The organism is uncultured Sanguibacteroides sp., assembly GCF_900543425.1.
GTDB lineage: Bacteria > Bacteroidota > Bacteroidia > Bacteroidales > Marinifilaceae > Gabonibacter.
This window is the reverse complement of sequence record NZ_UQRQ01000005.1, coordinates 117,937-133,296: the sequence shown is the minus strand read 5'-3', so window position 1 is coordinate 133,296 and position 15,360 is coordinate 117,937. Positions and strand designations below refer to the sequence as shown.

At 41.5% G+C, this 15,360-nt stretch carries 12 protein-coding genes and 1 tRNA gene; 10 read left to right on the top strand and 3 right to left on the bottom strand.

All coding sequences use genetic code 11. From position 1 onward, the window contains the following. The first annotated feature begins 158 nt into the window (after positions 1 to 158). The 8 genes from lysS to QZR76_RS04150 all read left to right on the top strand — a co-directional run bounded on the left by lysS (position 159) and on the right by QZR76_RS04150 (position 8,941). Positions 159 to 1,883, top strand: a complete 1,725-nt coding sequence (gene lysS / locus QZR76_RS04185) for a lysine--tRNA ligase (protein ID WP_294140687.1) — start codon at positions 159 to 161, stop codon at positions 1,881 to 1,883. 79 nt (positions 1,884 to 1,962) lie between these two features. Beyond that, on the top strand, positions 1,963 to 2,964 hold the full coding sequence (locus QZR76_RS04180; protein ID WP_294140686.1) for an NAD(P)H-dependent glycerol-3-phosphate dehydrogenase: 1,002 nt from the start codon (positions 1,963 to 1,965) through the stop codon (positions 2,962 to 2,964). Between the two features lie 68 nt (positions 2,965 to 3,032). Then, positions 3,033 to 4,004, top strand: a complete 972-nt coding sequence (locus tag QZR76_RS04175; protein ID WP_294140685.1) for a nucleoside recognition domain-containing protein — start codon at positions 3,033 to 3,035, stop codon at positions 4,002 to 4,004. A 4-nt stretch (positions 4,005 to 4,008) separates the two neighbouring features. Beyond that, positions 4,009 to 5,208, top strand: a complete 1,200-nt coding sequence (locus QZR76_RS04170; RefSeq protein ID WP_294140684.1) for a hypothetical protein — start codon at positions 4,009 to 4,011, stop codon at positions 5,206 to 5,208. A gap of 21 nt (positions 5,209 to 5,229) precedes the next feature. Further along, complete coding sequence (locus tag QZR76_RS04165; protein WP_294140682.1) at positions 5,230 to 6,891, top strand: putative transporter; 1,662 nt, start codon at positions 5,230 to 5,232, stop codon at positions 6,889 to 6,891. A gap of 41 nt (positions 6,892 to 6,932) precedes the next feature. After that, positions 6,933 to 7,988 carry a tRNA 2-thiouridine(34) synthase MnmA gene (gene mnmA, locus QZR76_RS04160; RefSeq protein ID WP_294140680.1) on the top strand — a complete coding sequence of 352 codons (1,056 nt, stop codon included), beginning with the start codon at positions 6,933 to 6,935 and terminating at the stop codon, positions 7,986 to 7,988. Positions 7,989 to 8,158: 170 nt separating this feature from the next. Next, positions 8,159 to 8,231, top strand: a tRNA-Trp gene (locus QZR76_RS04155). A 62-nt stretch (positions 8,232 to 8,293) separates the two neighbouring features. Beyond that, on the top strand, positions 8,294 to 8,941 hold the full coding sequence (locus QZR76_RS04150; RefSeq protein ID WP_294140678.1) for an HAD family hydrolase: 648 nt from the start codon (positions 8,294 to 8,296) through the stop codon (positions 8,939 to 8,941). 90 nt (positions 8,942 to 9,031) lie between these two features. Here the strand turns inward: QZR76_RS04150 and QZR76_RS04145 are convergent, their stop codons facing one another. The 3 genes from QZR76_RS04145 to QZR76_RS04135 all read right to left on the bottom strand — a co-directional run bounded on the left by QZR76_RS04145 (position 9,032) and on the right by QZR76_RS04135 (position 13,140). Next, positions 9,032 to 10,702 (bottom strand): nucleoside kinase, encoded by a 1,671-nt coding sequence (locus QZR76_RS04145; RefSeq protein ID WP_294140676.1) that lies wholly within the window; start codon positions 10,700 to 10,702, stop codon positions 9,032 to 9,034. 76 nt (positions 10,703 to 10,778) lie between these two features. Further along, entirely contained in the window at positions 10,779 to 11,705 is a 927-nt protein-coding gene (locus QZR76_RS04140) for a transglycosylase SLT domain-containing protein (protein WP_294140674.1), read from the bottom strand. 103 nt (positions 11,706 to 11,808) lie between these two features. Then, positions 11,809 to 13,140, bottom strand: a complete 1,332-nt coding sequence (locus QZR76_RS04135) for an MATE family efflux transporter (protein ID WP_294140672.1) — start codon at positions 13,138 to 13,140, stop codon at positions 11,809 to 11,811. Positions 13,141 to 13,254: 114 nt separating this feature from the next. On the opposite strand from QZR76_RS04135, the gene QZR76_RS04130 reads away from it, so the two are divergent. Beyond that, positions 13,255 to 13,704 carry a GatB/YqeY domain-containing protein gene (locus QZR76_RS04130; RefSeq protein ID WP_294140670.1) on the top strand — a complete coding sequence of 150 codons (450 nt, stop codon included), beginning with the start codon at positions 13,255 to 13,257 and terminating at the stop codon, positions 13,702 to 13,704. Between the two features lie 156 nt (positions 13,705 to 13,860). Continuing rightward, complete coding sequence (hydG, locus tag QZR76_RS04125) at positions 13,861 to 15,360, top strand: [FeFe] hydrogenase H-cluster radical SAM maturase HydG (RefSeq protein ID WP_294140668.1); 1,500 nt, start codon at positions 13,861 to 13,863, stop codon at positions 15,358 to 15,360.

Genomic DNA, 15,360 nt, shown 5'->3' with positions numbered 1-15,360 from the left:
TGGAATAATGGGTGCATACACTTTTTTTACTTTTCATTTTTCAATGATGGAATCGGCTTGTTATGAATTAGTAAATCTAAAATTATTACTATCTTTGCACTTTATTAAAGCTTTCGTTTACGCGAAATATGTTTTAAAACGCTAAAAGTTGATTGAAAATGAGCCTAGAATTAAGTGAACAGGAAATGATTCGTCGAAACTCTTTAAATGAGTTGAATAAAATGGGGATAAATGCTTATCCGGCGCCGGAATTTAAGGTTACTCATCTCTCTAAAGAAATTCGGGATAAATTTGAAACATCTCCCGAAGAGTTACAGGAGGTAGTGATTGCCGGACGGATGATGAGTCGGCGAATCATGGGTAAGGCTTCGTTTTTTGAAATACAGGATGCTGCCGGACGGATACAGGTATACGTGAGCCGTGACGATATTTCGGAAGGAGAGGATAGTACGATGTATAATGTGGTATTTAAAAAACTGATGGATATCGGAGATATTGTCGGCGTGAAGGGGCATGTGTTTCGAACCAATATGGGTGAAATTTCCGTGCATGCCAAGGAATTGACCATGCTATCCAAATCTTTGCGTCCGCTTCCGGTCGTGAAAGAAAAAGACGGAAAGGTCTTCGATGCATTTACGGATCCTGAAATGCGTTATCGTCAACGTTATTTGGATTTGATTGTGAATCCGCAAGTGAAAGATGTGTTTGTGAAGCGTACCAAGATGATCAATGCCATTCGTCAATTCTATAATGAGATGGGATGTGTGGAAGTAGAGACGCCTGTTTTACAATCCATACCGGGAGGAGCTTCGGCCCGTCCTTTCATCACACATCACAACGCTCTGGATATTCCTCTTTATTTGAGGATTGCTAATGAGTTGTACCTAAAACGATTAATTGTCGGCGGTTTTAATGGTGTTTACGAATTTTCCCGGAATTTCAGGAATGAGGGAATGGACCGTACCCATAATCCGGAGTTCACTTGTATGGAGGTATACGTGGCTTACAAGGATTATAAATGGATGATGGATTGCACGGAGCGTATGATAGAGGCTGCTGCATTGGCTGTAAATGGGACTACAAAGGCCCCGTTTGGTGAGAATGAAGTGGACTTTAAGCGTCCTTTTAAAAGAATAAGGATGGCGGATGCCATTAAAGAATATACCGGTTTTGATATTACTGGAAAAAGTGAAGAGGAAATTCGGGCATTTTGTTTATCTGTGGGTTTGAAGGTAGACGAAACAATGGGCAAGGGAAAACTGATAGATGAACTGTTTGGCGAGAAGTGTGAAGGCCATTATATTCAACCGACGTTTATTTACGATTATCCGGTCGAAATGTCCCCGTTAACTAAAATGCATCGGACGGACCCCGGTGTGACGGAACGCTTTGAATTGTTCGTGAACGGAAAAGAGGTGGCAAACGCCTATTCCGAGTTGAACGATCCGATAGACCAGTTGAATCGATTTAAGGATCAATTGGCCTTACAGGAGAGGGGGGACGATGAGGCGATGTTCATTGACTATGATTTCGTACGGGCGTTGGAGTACGGTATGCCTCCTACTTCAGGAATGGGGATAGGGATTGATCGTTTGTGTATGTTTTTGACGAATAGCGTTTCGATCCAGGACGTTTTACTTTTCCCTCAAATGAAACCGGAAAAGAAAATGCCGATAGATGGTGATGAAAAATTTATAGAGTTGGGGATTATTGAGGAGTGGATTCCCGTGATTCGAAAAATCGGTTATCAAACCGTGGAATCATTAAAGGACATAGAAAATCCGAATAAGTTTCACCAGGAATTGTGCGGGATCAACAAAAAAGAGAAATTGGGCTTGACCAATCCGACACAGGATGAGGTAAAGGCGTGGCTGAATAAATAATTTGAAATTTTATATTGCGATTTGCGATTCACAAATGATATTCGTGAATCGTAAATCGTTCATTATTAATAGAAGTATCATGCAAATAAGTGATAAACCCAGGATCGGGGTTGTCGGCGGAGGTAGTTGGGCTACTGCCATATCTAAGATGCTGACAGAAAATAATGGTCGCATTAATTGGTTTATGCGTAATATCGAGACCATAAAGGCTTTTAAAGGTTTGAATCACAATCCGCGGTATTTGTGTGAAGTTGAATTCGATTTGGAGAAAATTAATTTTACCGATGATTTGGATAAATTAGTTACTCAATCGGACGTTATTGTCTTTGCTATTCCGAGTGCCTTTTTGAAAAATGTGGTTTCTCGTTTGCGGGTTCCGTTGAAAGATAAGGTCGTCGTATCCGCCATTAAAGGATTGATCCCGGATGATAATCTGATTATCGGAGAGTTTTTTCATAAATATTATGATGTACCTTTCGAGCAGATTGTGATTATTTCCGGACCTTGTCATGCCGAGGAGATTGCTTTGGAGCGTCTCTCCTATCTGACTTTTTCGTGTGAAGATTTGAAACAGGCCCGGGCGATAGCACAACTGTTTGAATGTCATTACGTGAAAACGGCGATATCGGATGATATTTACGGGACGGAATATGGAGCCGTGTTGAAAAATGTTTTCGCTATTGCGGCCGGAATCTGTCACGGATTGAGGTATGGAGACAATTTCCAGGCTGTTCTGATCTCCAATGCTATACAAGAGATGAAGCGCTTTGTGGATGTCGTACACCCGATTGAGCGGGATATTAAAAATTCAGCTTACCTGGGAGACCTTCTGGTAACAGCTTATTCTCAATTTAGTCGTAACCGGGCTTTTGGAACAATGATCGGTAAAGGATACTCCGTGAAATCGGCTCAATTGGAAATGTTAATGATTGCGGAAGGGTATTTCGGTGTAAAGGGTATTCACGAGATCAATGAGCATTATAACGTACATATGCCTATTACTAATGCCGTTTATAATATTTTATACGAGCGGATAAGTCCTACGATGGAGATCCGGCTTTTAACGGATGAATTAAGGTAAAAATGTTTAGGGGATGGTATCATTCCGGAAAGTGATTTTAATTTGAAATTGTAAATTTAAAGAAAGTAGTGAAAAAGATAGGGGAAAGAATGGGGCGGTGTGTAAGTAAGGCGTTACCGGTTGCCTTGCGGACATCGTTATGGTTCTTGAAAATTATGTTACCGGTCTCCTTGTTTGTCACTTTGCTCTCTTATTTCGATATTTTGCCTTACATCTCCTCTTTTGCCGCTCCTTTATTTAAATGGGTCGGATTGCCGGGAGATGCGGCTTTGGTTTTTGTCACGAGTATTTTCACAAACATATACACGGTGATCGCTTTGCTCTCTACTCTCGATTTTACCGTACGGGAGTGCGTGATTATGGCAACCATGTGTCTGATTTCTCATAATTTTATCGTGGAGACCTTGGTGTTGCAGAAAACGGGTTCTTCTTTTATAGGAATGATCGTTTTGAGAGTGGTTATGAGTTTTATCGCTGCTTTCGGACTGAATATTTTGTTGCCGGAGATGGGAGAAAAGATGATGAAGGAGACCCTGACTGTTTTGCCGTTTTGGGCAACGATGCAGCATTGGTTGGTTAACGCCTTGTTCCTCTCCTTGAAGATCGTACTGGTGATTTCGGGGTTAATGATTTTGCAGCGTGTTTTGGAGGAGTTCGGTGTGTTAAAAGTGTTATCCGGCTTGTTGTCGCCTTTGATGCGTATCTTCGGATTATCTCCTGACGTTGCTTTTCTTTGGTTGGTAGGTAATACCGTGGGGTTAGCGTACGGGTCGGCCATCATGTTGGATTGTGCGAAATCGGGTAAGTTGAGTCGTCGGAAAGCGAATTTGCTAAACCATCATTTAGCGATCTCTCATTCTCAGTTAGAAGATCCTCTTCTATTTTGGGTTATGGGTTTACCTTTCTGGTGGTTGATGTTACCGAGAATGGTATTGGCCTTGATAGTAGTGTGGATAAAAAGAGGAGAATATTTTTTACGTTCTCATCATTATCATGAAAAATGGCTTGAGAAATCTCAGGTATCCAACTCTTTAAATTAGTACTATGGAATATACGATAGAAGAAGTTAAGAATGAACGACAGGCAAAAGAGTTTTTATTGTTGCCGGTGACCCTCTATAAGAATGATAAAAATTGGGTACGTCCTTTAGATAATGACATCAATAACGTATTTGATCCCGATAAGAATCCTTATTTCAAACACGGAGAGTGTACCCGTTGGCTATTGAGGGATGAGAAGGGCGTCTGCGTGGGAAGGGTTGCTTCTTTTATCGATGAGCATACCTGTCGAATGGATTCTTATGCCGTGGGAGGCATGGGATTCTTTGAATGTATAGATGACCGGAAGGCGGCTTTTATACTTTTTGATACTTGCCGGGAATGGTTAGAGGCCAGGGGCATGGAGGCAATGGAGGGACCTGTAAATTTTGGAGAGAGAAATGAATGGTGGGGGCTTCTGGTGGATGGTTTTGTACAACCGAACTACGGGATGCCCTATACGCATAAATATTATATAAAATTTTTCGAAGAATACGGTTTTCTGGATTATTTCAAACAATATACTTACCGGACTCGGTTGGTTATGGAGAGTCTTTCGAAAATCGTGGTGTGGAAATCGGATCGTTTATTGAAAAATCCGGATTACTCGATTTTATGTTATTCCCAAATAGATGCCGGGGAAGCAAAAAAAGCTTTTCTGGAAGTGTATAATCATGCCTGGAACGAGGATGTACACGGTGTAGGAAAAATGCAAATGGAGCAGGTGGAAGCTTTGTTTAAGACGATTAAACCAATCCTGGACCCGAATTTATTGTATTTTGCCTATTACAAGGGACGACCGATCGGTTTTTTCATCATGTTTCCGGAATTGAATTATATTATCAAACACCTTAATGGAAAACTGAACGGAATAGGACTCTTGAAGTTTTTATACTATCGGCATATAAAGAAGGGGAATGTAGCTTTGGGGCAGATTTTTGGAGTGGTATCCGAGTTTCAGGGAAAAGGAGTAGAGGCTGCTTTGATTCGGGTGTTTTGCGGTAATATAATTGAAAAACGTAAAGGATATGACTGGTTGGAGATGAACTGGATAGGTGATTTCAATCCGAAGATGCTTCATTTGATGGAGTATATCGGGGCGAAAGTGTCTAAGATGCATATTACTTATCGTAAATTGTTTCGGGAGGATATCCGTTTTTACCGTTCGATAGATAAGATGAAGGAGCATACGGAAACGAATTCTTAATTATTATTAAATTGATATAGTATGACTTGGTTAGACGCCTTATTTTTTGGGCAAGGTATAGCGCATTCCGTCTTGGTATTTGCAATCGTTATCGCTATCGGTATTGTATTGGGTAAGGTAAAGATAAAAGGGATTTCGTTGGGTATTACCTGGATCCTGTTTGTGGGTATTATCTGTAGTCATTTTGGGATGAGAGTGGATGAACAGACATTGCACTTTGTAAAAGAGTTCGGGTTGATTCTTTTTGTGTATTCCGTGGGAATGCAGGTCGGACCGGGTTTCTTTTCCTCTTTTAAAAAAGGCGGATTGACATTAAATATATTGGCTACAATGATTGTTTTCCTGGGTGTGGTCACTGCTTATGTAATTCATTTGATAACCGGATTACCGATAACTACTATGGTGGGAATTCTTTCGGGCGCAGTAACCAATACTCCGGGATTGGGAGCCGCTCAGCAAGCCTATACCGATATGACCGGGATAAGTGATCCTACTATTGCTTTAGGATATGCGGTCGCCTATCCTTTGGGCGTGATTGGCATCATTGGGTCTATCTTATTGGTGCGGGTTATTTTCAGGATTAAATTTGAGCAAGAAAACGAAGTATTGGAAAAACAGGACGAGGATAAGGCAACGGGTGCACAGCAATTTTCCGTGAAAGTCACTAATCCGGCTCTATTTGGTAAAGATGTGATGGAGGTAACCCGTCTTATCAATCGCAAGTTTGTTTTTTCCAGGGTTTGCCACGAAGACGACCGGATTGAGATCGGTTCTTCCGATACCCGGTTGAAAGCAGGGGATAAACTATTAGTTGTGGCCGCATCGAAAGATATAGAGGCCATTACTGCTTTTTTGGGAGAACGGGTGGATGTTGCTTGGGAACAATTGGATAAACAATTGGTTTCAAGACGAGTTGTGATTACCAAATCCGATATAAACGGGAAATTGTTGGGAGAGATGAGATTGCGGAATTGTTTTGGTGTAAATGTGACGCGGGTAAATCGCGCCGGTTTTGATCTGGTTGCCAAGCCGAATTTACAGTTGCAGATGGGCGATCGTTTGACCGTGGTAGGACCGGAAGCTGCAGTCAACAATGTAGCAAAGGTGTTGGGCAATTCGTTACGCAGGCTGAGAGAGCCCAATTTAGTCCCTATATTTTTAGGTATATTTTTGGGTGTTTTTTTAGGAAGTATTCCTTTTGCATTTCCGGGTATCCCTCAGCCGGTGAAATTAGGATTGGCAGGCGGACCTTTAATCGTTTCCATATTGATCAGTCGTTTCGGTCCTCATTATAAATTGGTGACCTATACTACGATGAGTGCGAATCTCATGTTGCGGGAGGTGGGAATATCCCTGTTTTTGGCCGGTGTCGGTTTGGGAGCTGGTGAAGGATTTGTAGAGACTGTAATTGAGGGAGGAGGGTTTAACTGGATCGGGTATGGTGTTATAATTACTGTTTTGCCCTTATTGATTGTGGGGATCGTTGCCCGACTCTTCTATAAGATTAATTATTTTACTTTGATGGGATTGATTGCCGGCAGTACGACGGATCCGCCTGCTTTAGCCTATTCGAATGGAGTAGTCGGAAACGATATGCCTTCAGTAAGTTATGCAACGGTTTATCCGTTAACCATGTTCCTGCGCGTATTGACTGCACAGCTTTTAATTTTGGTTGTGGCATGAGGAAAAGATGATTTTTATATTAATTATATCTGATTCGGAGAATGCAAAAGATAGTCGTCGGTCTTAGCGGAGGGGTGGATAGTTTTGTAACGGCCTTGTTGTTACAACAACAGGGGTACGAAGTTATAGGTGTAAATCTGGAGTTATGGCCGATGGGTGCGCGGGAATCCGATTCTGATTTAGAGGAGCTTTGTAAACGGATAGAAATTCCCCTGTATCGTGTTGAGGGAGGAGAACGATTTGTACGTGATGTGGTTCATCCTTTTCTCCAGGGGTATCTGGCCGGTATAACACCGAACCCGTGTGCCGTGTGTAACCGGCTTGTCAAATGGATGCTGTTGAAAGAATTTGCGGATCGACAAGGAATCCGACCTATAGCAACAGGACATTATGTACGTATAGGCCTGGAGAACGGGCATTATTACGTGTACAAGGGAGTGGATTCCAATAAAGATCAATCCTATTTTTTGTGGGGAGTGGACGAGATGGTATTGAGCAGGGCTGTAACTCCATTAGGCGTATACAGGAAAGAGGAGGTAAAGGAGATCGCTCGAATGAATGGCTTTCCGGTACTTGCCAAGCAGAGAGAGAGCTCCGGTATTTGTTTTTTACAGGGGACGGATTATCGTACATTTATTGATCAACATACAGGCCAGTCTTTTGTCTCTTCAGCCGGTGAAATATGGGATGAAAAGGGCAATTTGTTGGGAAACCATAACGGAATTTTGAATTACACAATCGGGCAAAAGCGGGATATCCCTTTGAGAGACGGGAATCCTCAGTACGTTTCACGAATGGATGTGGATAATAACCGGATTATAGTGAGTGATAAATCTGCATTGTTTCAGAAGTGCATAGAGATAGAATCGGTTCACTTTATCGATCCCGAAGAGATAGATGCCGAAGATATTGAAATAAAAGTCAGAGGATTGGGATTGAATCCGTTAGGGTATGTCCGGGTGGAGAGATTATCCGGGAATCGATTTATGTTGTATTTGTCTCATCCGGCTTGGGCGGTAGCTCCCGGACAACCGGTAGCTCTTTATCGGGGAGAGCGGTTGATCGGAGGTGGAATCGTTCGAAAAGCCGATGATTGACGAATTACGAAATCTTAAGAGCAGAATTTTTCAGGAATGAGGTAAAAAAATTAGAGTATTAAGTGGCTTAGACTCTGGAAACTCCAATCGGGACCGGGGAAATTACCGGAGGAGGCTACGACCTCTACTTGTTTTTTTCATGAAAAATCCGTTATTTTGCGACGCTAAACACGGGAGTGGCTCAGTTGGTAGAGCATCGGTCTCCAAAACCGAGGGTCGGGAGTTCGAACCTCTCCTCCCGTGCAGAAAACCACCTCGGAAGGTGGTTTTTTTGATATGCGGATTAATTTTTAATAGAGATTCCTATGGTTAAATTAGTCATATTTGATTTGGACGGTACTCTGTTGAATTCGTTGGATGATTTGGCTGCCAGTACGAATTATGCTTTGCAGAAACATGGTTATCCCACGCATGAGCTGATCAAATACCGGGAGTTCGTGGGAAACGGAATCAATAAGTTGTTGGAACGTGCTTTACCGGAAGGGCCGAGGACCGAGGAAAATATTTTAAAAATACGGGAAGATTTTATGGCTTATTATGCCGTGCATAAGGCTGACTACACGGCTCCTTATCCGGGAATTACGGACTTACTGGAAGCATTGAAAAAGAGAACTATTTTCTTGGCGGTAGCTTCTAATAAATACCATTCGGCAACTATAGCTCTGATTCCTCATTATTTCGGCAAAGATACCTTCGATTTTGTTTATGGTCAACGGGAAGGCATTCCGGTGAAACCTGATCCGACAATTGTTTTTGATATTTTAAAGGAAGCCGGGATAAAACGGGAAGACACCCTGTATGTCGGCGATTCCGGCGTAGATATGCAAACGGCATTAAATAGCGGGATCGTCTCTGTCGGAGTGACCTGGGGATTCCGCTCTGCTGAAGAGTTGAAGGAAAACGGGGCAATACATATCGTTGATCATCCTTCTGAAATATTAAAATTGTTGTAACGGTAAAAAAGCCGTAAAACCGAAATAAATTCGGTGATTCAGAGATTAAATTCAATCGCTCAATCACCGAATCTCTTAATTTATAATTTGTTAATATTTGAAAGAGCTGCCTCCGAGGAATTCACGAATAATAGACGTCGGTGGAATTTCTCTGGTAGGAACGGATTGTACGTAAGAGAAGAACTTTAAAAGGCGAAGTGCCTTGGAATGTTCCGGGTATTTGGTCAGAACCTCTTCCAGTAAAGGGACTGCTTGTTGCTTAAGAGCTCCTAATTCGTACACCAGAGCCGAATTAAAGATAACATCTGCTTCTTCTTGGTAGGGTTCAATGTGTTTTTGTTCTCCGGACAATACGCTTTCCCATCGCTTAAGGGTATCCAATGCCGAGTACCCCCGGTATTTGTGATCGCGAACCATCCGTCGAATTAAACGATTGTCTTTAGGATTTATGATATTGTGGTCGTCAATGGATATTGAAGTTAATGCCGAAATAAATATTTTGAAAAGACTTTCTTGGGGCAGGAACTCTGTCAAGCGAGGGTTTAGACCGTGTATGCCTTCCACGATAATCACGTTATTCTTTGAGATCCTGAGTTTTTCTCCATCGTAAAAACGTTGTCCTGTTTCAAAGGAAAATTTTGGGATTTCGACCTCATTTCCTTGTAGTAACTGTAAAATATTGTCGTTAAATGTGTCTATATCGAGTGCGTCAATGGTTTCGAAATCGTATTCTCCTTTTTCGTCTCTGGGTGTATTTTCCCGGTTAACAAAGTAGTTATCCAAGGATAAATTTACAGGCTTGATTCCATTGACCATAAGTTGTACGGCCAATCGCTTGCCAAATGTTGTTTTACCGGAGGATGAAGGACCGGCGATCAGGATGACCTTGACTTTTTTGTGTTTCTTTTTGACTAAATCCGCTATTTGAGAGATTTTTTTCTCGTGTAGTGCTTCACTTATTTTAATCATGGCCCCTACCTGTTTTTTTTCTATGATTTGGTTCAGATCTCCGATTTGAGAAACTTCCAGGATTTTTCCCCAGCGTTTATACTCGCTGAAAATATTGAATAATTTTTCCTGGGGAATAAGAGGTGAAATTTCCGTCGGATTGTTTCGATCGGGTAACATCAACAACATTCCGTCTTTATAGGAGATTAAGTCGAATACTTTCAGGCAACCTGTGGTCGGAGCAAGGGTACCGTAAAAATAATCCGAGGTGCCGTTAATGGAATATACCGAAGTATACATTTTACCGCGAGTGGAGAGTAGAAGTTTTTTGTCTTTTAGACCTTCCCGTTGAAAAATTTTTATGGCTTCTTCCGTGGGTGTTTCCCGGCGTATTATCTCCGTGTTTTGTTCGATGATTCTGGTCATTTCTTCCTTCAGGCTCATGATCGTTTCAGGCGTGAGAATCAAATCCTTATTCGCGATCCGGCAGAACAGACCGTTGGAGATGGAGTATTCGATAATCAATGTTTTTTTTGGGAAAAGCGTTTTTATGGCTTTATAGAGAACAAAAATAAGAGAACGGATATAAATGCTATAGCCGTCGAGAGACGTAACATCTATAAAGTTGATCCATTTGGGATTGTATATCTCGTAATGTAAATCCTGTAATTCGTTATTGACTAATGCTCCAAGTATATTTTGGTGATTCTGGGGAAATACGATTTGCTTGAGCTCTTTTAAGCTACATCCTGTTGGAATCGTATATTCTTGTTTGTTGTTTTCACAATAGATCGTTATTTTATTCTTTTCCATAGTATTTATGTTTTATTGTTTAGAGGTAATCATTCACGCCAACGAGAGTAATTATGCAAATTGCGTGCCGCTTTGATTATCTGTATTTTTCAGGGTGACAGGGAATTGCGATGTAATAGCTTTTCTTCTCGGAGGCATGTAATGTATTTGCCCTGAGCCAAGGATTGAAGCGTTTTAAAGTTTTGTAAGATATTCCGTGGGTGTTGGCAAAGTGAGCCAGGTCTTTGATGTTTTTATCGACTTTGATATCGTCACATTTTTCCGGTTCGTATTTTTCCGATACGTGAAAATCGTATAGGTGAGGATACTCGATAATTTGCTTCATTGCCATGATCCGGAATACATATCTTCCTGTCTCTTCCCCTAAAAGAAGATCGTAATAGTTGTTCTCTTTTTGAATATTGATTTGTCTTGTTAGCATATTCATCCCTGCGTTATAGGAAGCTGCGGCCATTACCCAGGAACCGAATTTTTCTTTTGCTTTTTTAAGGTATGCACAAGCTGCTCTGGTCGATTTTTCAATATGATATCGTTCATCTACGATTTTATTTACTTCCATACCCAGTTCTTTTGCCGTACCACTCATGAATTGCCATAAGCCGACAGCTCCGGCAGGAGATACGGCCAAGGGATTCAGGCTACTTTCGATGACGGCGAGGTACTTGAAATCATCGGGAATCCCCTCTTCTTCCAGTATCGGTTCTATGATAGGAAAATACCGGGAAACATTCTTTAATATCTGGATCGTGTGAGAGTGTAAATAAGTATTGACAATGAGCTCTTTGCGAAATGATTCAGCAATATCGGTTCTTTTTAAAGGTACATACTCGCCTGCTAAATTGAACGTTTCCGGGCAGTAAATATCCGATGGTTTTAACATGGGAACGACCTTCGATACATGTTGAACCTCTAATGTGGCGGGACGATAAATAAGATAGATGATTGCGGCCGTATCGAGTAGTACAATAAAGAACAGGATTTTTATAATGGTTTCTTTCTTCACGTTTTTTTCTATTTTAATTTTCGAATATAATACATTTATACCTATTTTCCTTGCATGTATAGCTATCGTCATGCGTTTTTTAGGTTAATATAAATTCCCTTAATTATAATTTGTGTTTTTGCCACCGGAAATATTTCATATAAAGTAAGGAGATAAAGCCGATACACAAGCCATAGGTAATTTCTACCGTCCACACGAATTCGACTGACGTTTGCAACACGCTTGCCAAAAACCAAATTTGGGCTGTATATAGGATAAGTACGAGGGTTTCCAAGATAAGAGCGTGAGTGGTGTTTCCCGTTCCGGAGATAGCCTCGAAAAAAGTGATTCCGAAACAGAGAGCGAGTGCGGCCAAGCCGACAACATACAGGGAGTTAACGGATGCTTGAATCAGTTCGCTGCTATCCGAATAGATGGATAGTACTTGTTGTGGGAATAGATAACAGATGGCTAATACGGGGAGAACACTTAAGATGGAAAGGCGAATGACTTTTGTAAGCATAGGCATAACCTCTTTTTGCCTTTGTTCTCCGATTAGTCTGCTTGTCAATGTATTGGCTGTAGCTCCGAAGCCAAATACCGGAATGACGATAAGCATATAAACACTTCGAACCACTATGGTGATGGCGATAGGCCGTTCACCCATGTGTTCTACCAAGATGAAAAAAATAAACCAGGTTCCGAAAGAGAGCAGTTTTTGTAACATGGTAGGGAAGGCTGTTTTTAAAATAGTTCCCATAAGCCATCCTTCTATTTTGTGGAAACTAAATAGAGCGTATTGTTTGAGGGGAAGTTTAAGTAAGGTATACAGGGTGAAAAAAAGGAAGGCGGAAATTTCAGCCATAACGGAAGCAAGGGCAGCTCCACCGACTCCCAGGTTGGGAAAACCGAATTTTCCAAAAATCAAAAGGTAATTGAAAATTACGTTTACGACGGCCATAACAGCTGTCGAATATCCGATGATCTTGGTATTTGATAATCCGATATAAAGAGCCCGGTACAGAAAGTTAAAACAAACGAAGATAATACCGTAATGCCGGAATGACATATATTCCATGGCGGCAGCATATATATTGGGAGAGTGGATTGCCTTTTCCAACAGATCTTTTGTAAAATAATGCTGTATAAGAAAAAGGGAGAGACCTAAAAAAGTGACGAAAAAAAGTCCATGTTCGAATACAATTCCGATCCGGTTAAGCTTGCCCTCTCCGAGACGTCTCGCCACAATAATTTGGATACCGATGGAAAATCCCCATGCCAGAGTCGAAAAGACGTAATAGTAGATTCCGGCCATGGCTGAAGCCCCGAGAGCAATTTCGCTGACTCTCCCCAGAAAGGCGGTATCGGTAAGTGTAATTAAAGTTTGTGCCAAACTTCCCAGAATAATAGGATAGGCGATGTTCCATATGATTTTGTTGCTTATGCTTGTCTTCATCTATGCTTATTTAAGATACAAAATTACACCTTGTTTATGAAAATTGAAAGCGGGAGATTGAAAATGCGAGAATTTAATAGTAACTTCGTATGTTCAAAATAAAAAAAATATCAGATGACAATAGAAGAAAGAGTTAGCAAGGGCATCATGGAAGCCATGAAAGCTAAGGATACGGTACGTCTTGAAGTATTGAGAAATATAAAGAAAGTGTTTATTGAAGCTAAATCCGTTCCGGGGGCGGGAGATTCGATTTCCGATAATGAGAGTGTTAAGATCATACAGAAGTTGGCTAAGCAGGGACGGGATGCTGCAGATATTTATAAGCAGCAAGGCCGGGAAGATCTGTTTTCCCATGAAATGGCACAGGTCGAGGTACTGAATGAGTTTTTACCCAAACCATTGACGGAGGAAGAGCTGGTTGCAGCACTGAAAGGGATTATAGAGAAGGTAGGAGCAACATCGGCTAAAGATATGGGGAAAGTAATGGGGATTGCATCAAAAGAGCTGGCTGGTGTTGCCGAGGGAAAAGTTATTTCGGCAAAGGTTAAAGAGTTGTTGGGTTGATCGTTTACGAGTAAGAAGGCATTGATTTTCTCTATATTCCCATCGAAAATAAGAATAGGATAATACTGTAATAATATAAAATTAATGCTGATCTTTGTCAATAAGAAAAGAATCTGCGATTTATACTCGTGTAGATCGTGATATAAAAATATAGAGATGGACGTAAAAGATTGGACAAAAAATGTGATTAAACAGGCTGAAATTGATAAATACCTGGTTAATGGAAAGGATTTTATCAATGAAGTCGAGATATTTCAGGAACTGGAACGCCAGAAAAATCCCGATAGGCAAAAAGTACGTGATATTATAAAAAAGTCGTTGGAGATTAAAATTTTGACTCCTGCCGAAACGGCTACTTTATTGAACGTGGAGGATCCGGAGTTATTGCAGGAGATGCAGGAAGCGGCGTTAGAAGTAAAAAGACGGGTATACGATAATCGTATCGTCTTTTTTGCTCCCCTATATCTGTCGAATCTATGTGTAAATAGTTGTGTGTATTGTGGCTTCCGCGCCGAGAATAAAGAGGAGAAACGTCATGTTTTGACAATGGATGAGGTACGTGAGGAGACGGCAGCCGTTATCGACGAGGGGCATAAGAGGATGATTGCCGTTTACGGAGAACATCCGAAGAATAGTGCCGATTATATGGCTGATTCCATTTCAACGATATATGCAACTAAACGGACGACTCCCACCGGAAGCGGATTTAATAATATTCGTCGGGTGAACGTGAATGCGGCTCCCATGGAGATCGCGGATCTGAAGAAATTGTGGCGTGCCGGTATCGGTACTTACCAGGTATTCCAAGAGACGTATCACCGGGGACGTTATGCCGAATTACATCCGGCCCATACGATTAAGGGAAATTACGGATGGCGGCTTTACGCGATGCACCGGGCTATGGATGCCGGTATCGATGATGTCGCCATTGGGGCTTTGTTCGGTCTATACGATTGGCGTTTTGAAGTGATGGGGCTATTACATCATGCTTTGGATTTGGAGCGACAATTCGGTATAGGGCCTCATACGGTTTCTTTCCCCCGTATGCAGCCTGCTCCGGGATCTTTTATTAGCGAGCATTCGCCTTACCTGGTGACGGATGAGGCCACCAGGCGATTGGTAACTGTTATACGTTTGGCTATTCCTTACACGGGATTAATAGTGACAGCCAGAGAGAATCCCGAGTTTAGAAGGGAATTGATTCATCTGGGATGTACACAGACAGATGCTTCTTCTAAAATAGGTATCGGGGCTTATTCAAAGAAATTGCGTCAAGAGGAAAATTCGGATAAAGTTCAGTTTATGTTGGGAGACCAACGAAGTTTGGACGAAGTGATTCGGGAATTGGCTCAGGATGGAATGATTACTTCGTTCTGTACAGCCGGCTATCGTTGTGGTCGTACGGGAGACAAGATTATGAATTTATTGGAAAAAGGTGTAGAGGGAAAATTCTGTAAGCTGAATGCCGTTTTAACGTTCCGGGAATATTTGAATGACTACGCTTCTCCTGAGACCAAGGCGGTAGGAGAGCAATTGATCGAAAGAGAGTTACGAGAGATAGAACGTACCTCTTTCTTTAAGGATAAGAAGTTATTACCTACTTTTAAATCCTATTACGATCGTATCGCTAAAGGAGAGCGTGATTTGTACATGTAA

Bases quoted from the DNA above. Each gene is read 5' to 3' on its own strand.
- QZR76_RS04145 (WP_294140676.1), bottom strand. From the start codon at position 10,702: ATGGAAAAGAATAAAATAACGATCTATTGTGAAAACAACAAACAAGAA.
- mnmA (WP_294140680.1), top strand. From the start codon at position 6,933: ATGCAAAAGATAGTCGTCGGTCTTAGCGGAGGGGTGGATAGTTTTGTA.
- lysS (WP_294140687.1), top strand. From the start codon at position 159: ATGAGCCTAGAATTAAGTGAACAGGAAATGATTCGTCGAAACTCTTTA.
- QZR76_RS04165 (WP_294140682.1), top strand. From the start codon at position 5,230: ATGACTTGGTTAGACGCCTTATTTTTTGGGCAAGGTATAGCGCATTCC.
- QZR76_RS04150 (WP_294140678.1), top strand. From the start codon at position 8,294: ATGGTTAAATTAGTCATATTTGATTTGGACGGTACTCTGTTGAATTCG.
- QZR76_RS04130 (WP_294140670.1), top strand. From the start codon at position 13,255: ATGACAATAGAAGAAAGAGTTAGCAAGGGCATCATGGAAGCCATGAAA.
- QZR76_RS04135 (WP_294140672.1), bottom strand. From the start codon at position 13,140: ATGAAGACAAGCATAAGCAACAAAATCATATGGAACATCGCCTATCCT.
- hydG (WP_294140668.1), top strand. From the start codon at position 13,861: ATGGACGTAAAAGATTGGACAAAAAATGTGATTAAACAGGCTGAAATT.
- QZR76_RS04180 (WP_294140686.1), top strand. From the start codon at position 1,963: ATGCAAATAAGTGATAAACCCAGGATCGGGGTTGTCGGCGGAGGTAGT.
- QZR76_RS04170 (WP_294140684.1), top strand. From the start codon at position 4,009: ATGGAATATACGATAGAAGAAGTTAAGAATGAACGACAGGCAAAAGAG.